Below are 711 nucleotides of genomic sequence, written 5' to 3'. Positions count from 1 at the left end.
ACCCGGGGATAAGGCGGCAGATAAGACCCCCGCCCTGCGAGACCGGGTAATAAACAAGTTCGCGCTGCTAGCGAACGCTGAGCAACAATGCCTTACTTCTTCTCTGTGTCCTCAGTGTTCTCTGTGGCTACTTGACTCGTCGGGGTTTTATCGGTGCATCCGAAACGCGCCTATCGGATGTCGTCAGACCGCTGTTTCCTGGGAATCGCTCCTGATGTCATCGTTTGATTGGTGCGCGGTCGACTCGGCCGATGAAGACAAACCGACGCCTGGTAATCGATTACGAGTACGAGCACCGCGATGCTGAGCACGAGCACGATTTAAGACACCCGACGCCTGACGTGCCGACTGCAGATTGGGGCACCGAATTTCCCTTGGCAATTCCGATCGGGTACATTGTGTCTCATCATCGCTGATTCCGACTTGCATCCCGACCCGAGCGCGAACCACGCGATGCACGACGAGCGGCGAAGTCAAGTTGTATGAAGTGGTCAATCAACCGTCGCCGCCGCGTGATCGCTGCCGTTCGTCGGCAGAATGGAGACAACACTTGGTAGAGTATGGCTTCGAGCTTTACGCGGGCGACTGGATTACCATTCGTGAGGCCTGCCGCTCTGAGGCGATTAACGAACTGCGCCGCGGGCAGTTCTCGCAATCACATCTCCTTTTCCCGCCAGAATTCGGTGCTGGAGATATCCTTTTCTTACAAGA

Annotated in this window: 1 protein-coding gene; it reads left to right on the top strand. The window is 56.0% G+C overall.

The window, feature by feature from the left end:
* Positions 1–478: 478 nt before the first annotated feature.
* The coding region (locus H1B37_RS33555; RefSeq protein WP_220498503.1) for a hypothetical protein at positions 479–711 on the top strand (233 nt) is incomplete at its 3' end.

The organism is Stieleria mannarensis (genome assembly GCF_014154935.1).
Lineage (GTDB): Bacteria > Planctomycetota > Planctomycetia > Pirellulales > Pirellulaceae > Stieleria > Stieleria mannarensis.
Note: the sequence above shows the minus strand (reverse complement) of the source record. Positions and strands in the feature narration are given on the sequence as shown.